This is a genomic window from Sphingobacteriales bacterium (assembly GCA_012517435.1).
GTDB lineage: Bacteria > Bacteroidota > Bacteroidia > CAILMK01 > JAAYUY01 > JAAYUY01.
The window spans coordinates 23,240-30,068 of sequence record JAAYUY010000120.1 but is presented as its reverse complement, the minus strand read 5'-3'; the positions used below and the strand labels follow the sequence as shown (position 1 = coordinate 30,068).

Genomic DNA, 6,829 nt, shown 5'->3' with positions numbered 1-6,829 from the left:
TGGTAACGTTTGGCAATAAGAAACGTAGGGCATTTCGAAGCACCTATCTGTCAAGCTACCAAGCCGTTTAATAAAAGTTATGTCGTTCAAATTTAGCAATTTCCGCCCTATGTTTTTTATTGCGTGTTGTATGCCGTGCTTATTCTATTCACTTGTTTTTAGAATAAATTCATTTAAACAATTGTTTTTCGCAATCATTTTGCCCTCATTGATATAAATACACTTCAAACCATTATCATTAATGTAAAGCTCAGAATAATCTAAACCAAAAATGTAATACTTTCTCATTAAAACATTTTCCTCTGTGTAAATTTCATCAAAATCTCCAGATTGAGTTAAAATAGTAAATTGTTCATTGTTTAGATAAACTGTAACTCCATTTATTTGTGGGTACGAAAAAAAAGAGTAATATATATCATGAAAATAATAATATTGCCATGAATAATTTAACAAGCCTGCATCAATGAAATAGCTTATGCTGTCATTTTGAATAAGATATAAAATAATTATGCTATCTTGAATACAAATTTTTTCAACACCATCGACTAAAACAATAATGTTTCTAATAAAATCTTTAAGATTTCTTTGTTTATGCTGATACAATTTTTGAATAGTACCAGAATATGCCCCAACTAACCCAGAATCAAGTTTTGGTGTGGGGATAGTTAAAGTATCATCAAAGGAGTTCCTTTTTATGAGAGATATACTGTCATTTGATATATCTTTGGAACTTATACAAAAAGTATTACTTAATTGACCACATGAAGATATTGGTAAAATGCAATATATTAAGTATACAATAAATAATTTTTTCATACCTTACAAATTTTAATATATAGTTGGTTTAATAAAACTATGTTTTTAATCATAAATCCATGTTTTAGTTATTGAAACCACTACGGAATCACTATTGTAATGAACAATAAACAAAAAGGAAGCATAATTTATTAGCCAATTTTTTTTGTATTTGGTATACTTAGCAGAGAAAGAGAAAGGCACTTCACTCAAACTGTAACTATGTTTATCATAGCTAAAAGGCTTGCCTATTGTTCTTTCGACAGATTCTATTGTCCAGCCAATTTTAACATTTTCAAAATTACTTTGTACTAGCGAATTAGAAAAATGTGTCGTGTAGTAAGGAAATCTTTGAGATATACCGTCTTTAGGCCAAAATAATATTCTAACTCCAGTAATGACTGCAATAGGAAATAAAAAGATAAATATCAAGCTAACTAACCCAATTTTAGTTCTTTTATTCACGATCAAAGGGGTTTTTTGTATTATGTGGTTTAGTTTTTGGCTCCCAGCCAACTTTGTAATATTTACCTAAAGATTCAGCAATAAATTTACATGTACTGCTTATATCAGCTTTTGTATAAATTTTACCATCCTTATAATATATGGTAACCGAACTTCCTCCTGAAACTTTGTACCAGTATTTATCATGAGTCCAATTTTTAAAATAAAAGCCATCACCATCATAAGAACTATTGGCTGTAGGAATAATAAAATTTGAACCTTCTTCAGGGATAACTCTGAATTTAGCAAGGTCAGATTCTGTTAAATCTTTAAACTCAATAGTTCCAGTAGAACAAAATGCTCCTGATTCTACACCTGATAAATCATCACTTTCAAGTACATTATTTTGCAATGCATTTTGTTTGTAGTATTTTCCCCCTTTTGCCCAAGGGTTTTTAAAATCTTTTATGCTCATATTTCTATTATTTAAAAATTAATAAAAAGAAAAACAGCAGAAATGATAAGCATCCCTACTGCTTTTCTATTAAATTTAAGCTGTTGTATCGGTTGAAGAATTGCAATTGTAGCAATCACAACTTTGCGGTACATCACAGCATTCTGTAAACACCTTTTTGTACAGTTCTGCTTTCTTGATTGGATCGTCAATGCCATTAACAGTGTCAAGCATTTGTTGCATTTTCTGAACATCCAGATCAGCTAACTGGGTGGCCGAGTTCTGAAGTTTCATGTTATAACAATCCAATGCTTCTCCTTGACCTAGCAAGGCATCAACTACAACTGCACTGGTACGAATCGTGCGGTTTGTAACGTCCATGATAATACCTGGAACTGTAAATTTATCATTATAGGTTTGGCTTAAGCCTTTCTTTTTTCGCACATAGCTTACATCTTTATCACCTTCACCTGTAATACAGTTTACCAATGATTCATCAACTTTTTCAATAAACGAGACGCGAGTTCCAGTATAATCAAATATACTGCATAATTGCAGGTATATAAAGTTTCTTACTTCATTAATACTTTCATTGTTTAATACTTGCGAGAGTAGCTCATCTAACTGATTAAGTTTTACAATCCTGGTTTTTTCAGGGTAACCATTTGTAAACATTATGTTTACATCTTCTAAATAAGTTATAGTAACAAATTCTTGAAGTAGTTGACGAAAAACAAAATTTAGAACTCTGCTTTTATTAATATTTTCAAGTTCTCGGACAATTGTTTGTTCTGTTTCCGAAATTACTGTTGATGATGTTTCTGTATTTACCTCAATTTCCCTCAACGAATCGGCTTGCTGCACCTGGTAACTGGTTGCCCCTTTAAGGGTTTCAGTTTGCGTTTGTAATGCAGAACTTATGGAACCATTCATTGAAAAGCCACTACTCATACCTACGCCTAACGTAAAATCACCCAGAGGAATACCAAGATTAGCAGAAGTTTTATACTCCATACTTGCGCTAACTGCTCCTGCTATCTGAAAATTTCTTTGATTTTTTTCTTCTATATAAGATTGTATTTCATTGACTGTATGTTCACTAAAAGAATCCAGAACACTTTCAGAACGCTTTTTTGTTTCTTCTCTATGAGTAAAGTCCCGAATGGTTATTGTAGATTTTTCACCGGGTAGTAAGCTGAAGGTCTTTATTGTTCGGCCTGCACCATAGTCTCCTAAATATGAGGACATTTTAAATTGAAATATTAATGAAATTCTTGGTTGTACTACTGCGGGTTTGGTTAAAAATCTTGTAAAAACTTTCCCAAATAGATTTTTTTCAATAATTGGTCTTCTCTTATTCTCAGCAACTTGTGTTGCAATTTTATCAAGGTCAACACTTCCAACAAAAGTTTTTTGAGTCTCATCTATAACTTCACGTTTAATAGCATCAGTACTGATAAGCATTTTGGGATTTTCAACAAATGGTGTATCCGATGCTTGTATAAAATCATCTTCAATCTTAACTTTTGCTTGCTCTATAGAAATATCACCAATATTTCTCCAAAAATGCTCTGTCGGTTCCGCTTTAAACTCTTCTTTGAATGAATCTTCAATAATATCTAACCTTACAATACTACTGGCAGGATAAATAGTTTGTTGTGGTAGATTATAATTAAGGATGGAAGCCGTACCAGATTCTTCGAGTTTTGTGAATGGCTCTTTTGAAATACATGAAATAGGGGTTGTGCTCATAATTATTTTCTTTTAAGTTGTTAATTAAATGAAGTAACGTTTTTATTTTCTCTTTATTGCATGGCATACAACGATTGGATATACGCAATATTGCGTATATTTTTACTTTACTTGAATATTCCTCCTCCATAAAAATTATGTTTACTTACATTTAATGGCAAAATTAAAAATATTTTTCATACTGACAAATTATCTAAAGGACTTTTAATCTGTTCAAATCCCTTTGTTGTAATGTGTGTGTAAATTTCAGTGGTTTTTGAACCGGAATGTCCTAAAAGACTTTGTATATACCTTAAATCAGTTCCATTTTCCAGCAAATGTGTGGCAAAGCTATGTCTTAATGTGTGCATACTCACCTCTTTATTTATTTCTGCTTTTTTACATGTTTTCAGATTTATTTCCTGAAGGCTTTATTCAATTTTTATCCGGTTAATTCAGAAGCTAAGACATTATTTATTCACTTCATTATTCCTTCCCCATAGCTTCGCCCTCTCAGTCCCGATTTGGTTTTTTGAATTTCTGGTCTGATATTAATCAGATAAAAGAAGGAATTCTGACTATCAAAAAGCAGGCATCAGGCAGTTTTCACCAGGCACGAAAATCCTGGACAGTGATCCCATTACCCATCACACATCACTTTTTACCCAACACTCATCACTAGTAAAAGAAAAACATCAATTCCTTCATTCAGAGCGTTTTTAATCCGCATATCAGATCAACGAAAATGCTTAATTTTGCACTTAAATTCATTTTCATGCAGTTATCTTTTTTCAAGTATCACGGAACGGGGAACGATTTTATTTTGATTGACGACCGAATGTTACATTTTCCGGCTGAAGATCATCAGTTGATCCGGAATCTTTGCCACAGGAGGTTTGGTATTGGTGCTGACGGACTCATTCTTTTACAGAATCATGCTGATTTTGATTTTCAGATGCGGTATTTTAATGCCGATGGCTTTGAAAGCACAATGTGTGGAAATGGGGGAAGATGCACGGTGGCTTTTGCTGCTGAACTTGGCCTTTTAGAGAATGAAAAAACGGAATTTATTGCCGTGGATGGTGTCCATCAGGCAGAAATATCAGCTGATCGGATCAGGCTGAGGATGTCGGATGTGACCAGAATTTCGGAATTGAAAAACTATTTCCTGATCGACAGTGGCTCTCCTCATCTGGTCATCGGTGTGGAAAATCTCCAGGACCTTAATGTGGTTGAAGAAGGACGTAAACTTCGCTACAATAAGAGCATTGCAGAAAATGGGGTGAATGTGAATTTTATACAAGTTGTTGATAATGATAGTTTTAAAATCAGAACGTATGAGAGAGGGGTGGAAGACGAAACCCTGAGTTGCGGGACAGGCTCAGTGGCATCGGCCATTGCCTTCAGCATCATGCAGGGAAAAACAGAAGCTGAACAGCACTTCCGGGTTCATGCACCGGGGGGATTGCTGGAGGTAAGCTTCATCAGGACGCCTGAACGTTTTGTACAGGTTTATCTGACCGGCCCGGCTGTCAGGGTTTTCGAAGGAAAAATAAGCATCTAACATGGTCAGTATGCCGGAAGCTTTATTTGGAAAGAACCTGAAGGAAATTGAGGAGGTGGTATCGGCATATAAAATGCCCCGATATACCGCCACTCAGATTTGCCAGTGGTTGTACCGGAAAAATATCAGCAGCATGGATGAAATGACCAACCTGCCAAAATCTTTCCGTGAATTGCTGAAGGAAAATTATACCATAGGAAAAATACCACCGCTTACCTTTGAGGGTTCAGCAGACGGAACAAAAAAATATCTTTTTCAGGCAGGGAAGGGGAAAGCCATTGAGTCGGCTTATATTCCTGATAACGATCGCCACACATTGTGTGTGTCGTCACAGATAGGCTGTAAGATGGGCTGTGTGTTTTGTGCAACAGGGAAGCAGGGATTTCAGGGACAACTGGAAACGCATGAAATACTCAATCAGATGGTGAGCATTCCTGAGTTTCCGCAACTGACCAATCTGGTGTATATGGGGATGGGCGAACCTTTTGACAACCTGACAAACGTCATGAAAAGCCTTGAGATTCTGACAAGTGAATGGGGTTTTTCATGGAGTCCCCGCAGAATAACCGTTTCGACCATTGGTATTATTCCCGGTATGAAAATATTTATTGAGAAGAGCAACTGCCATCTGGCGGTCAGCCTTCACAGTCCTTTTGAAGATGAGCGTGCCATGCTGATGCCCATGCAGTCGAGATATTCGCTCCGGGAAATCATTAAGCTGATCAAGGCTTATGACTTCGGTCGCCAGCGCAGAATTTCATTCGAATATATCCTTTTTGACGGATTGAATGTCAGCCGGAAACATGTCAATGAACTTGCACGTTTGTTAGATGGGATTCGTTGCCGTATCAACCTGATCCGTTTTCATGAAGTGCCGGGAGTCCCTTATAAAAGTCCTGATGATCAATTGATTAAGCAGTTTATGAATGCCCTGAACAGCAAAGGTATTATCACCACCTTGCGTGCCTCAAGGGGGCAGGATATACAGGCAGCCTGTGGTTTGCTGGCCCAAACAAGGGCTCAGCATCAGTGATTCTGATAATTTCTTGCTCCGAAAATCAAAGTTCCGATCCGTATCATCGTACTTCCCTCTTCAACAGCAATCTGATAGTCGTCCGACATGCCTGTTGAAATTTCCTTAAATTCAGGATTGTCGGCAAAATAGTCTTTTTTAATTTGCTCAAAAAACCTTCGGAGCATTCTGAACTCTTTTCTAACCTGTTCTTTTTGACTGGTAAAGGAAGCCATTCCCATCAATCCTGTAATTCTGATGTTTTTAAGACTCTTATATTCCTGACTTTCGAGCAGAACAATGGCTTCTTCTTGGTTCAGCCCAAATTTTGTCTCTTCCTGTGCAATGTGAATTTGCAGCAGGCAATCGATTACCCTGTTAATTTTTTCTGCCTCTTTGTTAATGATCATCAGCAATTTAAGGCTGTCAACACTTTGAATCAGGTGGATAAAAGGTACGATGAATTTCACCTTGTTTGACTGAAGATGGCCGATAAAATGCCAGTTTACCGGATATGAGCTGAATTTTTCCTGTCTGTTGACAAGTTCCTGAACATAGTTTTCTCCAAAATCCGGATGTCCTGCTTCTATCAGTGTCCTGATTTTTTCATCGGGTTGTTTTTTTGAAACGGCAACAATTTTTACCTGTTCCCCGACTTCTTCTTTTAACTTAAAATATGCGTCAATATTCATTTTTCGGCAGATAGTTATGGCAACTAAAATATATTTTTTCCATCTCACCGCAATAAATTATTTAATTTGCAGGCTGAATTTTATTGACTCATGACCGTGAAACCAAACTTTTTAGTTTTATTGATATTTCTTTTGCT

The 6,829-nt window shown here is 35.9% G+C and carries 7 protein-coding genes and 1 pseudogene; 2 read left to right on the top strand and 6 right to left on the bottom strand.

Annotated elements, in window-relative coordinates; translation table 11 throughout:
• Positions 1-144: 144 nt before the first annotated feature.
• The 5 genes and pseudogenes from GX437_07080 to GX437_07060 form a co-directional block, all read right to left on the bottom strand.
• A complete protein-coding gene (locus GX437_07080) occupies positions 145-816 on the bottom strand; it encodes a hypothetical protein (GenBank protein ID NLJ07414.1) in 672 nt (223 codons plus the stop codon).
• 45 nt (positions 817-861) lie between these two features.
• Entirely contained in the window at positions 862-1,260 is a 399-nt protein-coding gene (locus GX437_07075) for a hypothetical protein (protein NLJ07413.1), read from the bottom strand.
• Positions 1,253-1,714 (bottom strand): hypothetical protein, encoded by a 462-nt coding sequence (locus GX437_07070; GenBank protein ID NLJ07412.1) that lies wholly within the window; start codon positions 1,712-1,714, stop codon positions 1,253-1,255. Before GX437_07070 ends, GX437_07075 begins: the two co-directional genes overlap by 8 nt.
• 75 nt (positions 1,715-1,789) lie before the next feature.
• The gene (locus tag GX437_07065; protein ID NLJ07411.1) at positions 1,790-3,445 is read right to left on the bottom strand and encodes a hypothetical protein; all 1,656 of its coding nucleotides are present in this window, start codon (positions 3,443-3,445) and stop codon (positions 1,790-1,792) included.
• A 176-nt stretch (positions 3,446-3,621) separates the two neighbouring features.
• A pseudogene (locus tag GX437_07060) lies at positions 3,622-3,825 on the bottom strand (tyrosine-type recombinase/integrase).
• 374 nt (positions 3,826-4,199) lie between these two features.
• Between GX437_07060 and GX437_07055 the strand changes: the two are divergent.
• A complete protein-coding gene (locus tag GX437_07055; protein NLJ07410.1) occupies positions 4,200-4,988 on the top strand; it encodes a diaminopimelate epimerase in 789 nt (262 codons plus the stop codon).
• A gap of 10 nt (positions 4,989-4,998) precedes the next feature.
• Positions 4,999-6,021 carry a 23S rRNA (adenine(2503)-C(2))-methyltransferase RlmN gene (gene rlmN, locus GX437_07050; GenBank protein NLJ07409.1) on the top strand — a complete coding sequence of 341 codons (1,023 nt, stop codon included), beginning with the start codon at positions 4,999-5,001 and terminating at the stop codon, positions 6,019-6,021.
• Here rlmN and GX437_07045 read toward each other — a convergent pair.
• Complete coding sequence (locus tag GX437_07045; protein ID NLJ07408.1) at positions 6,015-6,692, bottom strand: YggS family pyridoxal phosphate-dependent enzyme; 678 nt, start codon at positions 6,690-6,692, stop codon at positions 6,015-6,017. The genes rlmN and GX437_07045 overlap by 7 nt on opposite strands.
• Between the last annotated feature and the right edge of the window lie 137 nt (positions 6,693-6,829).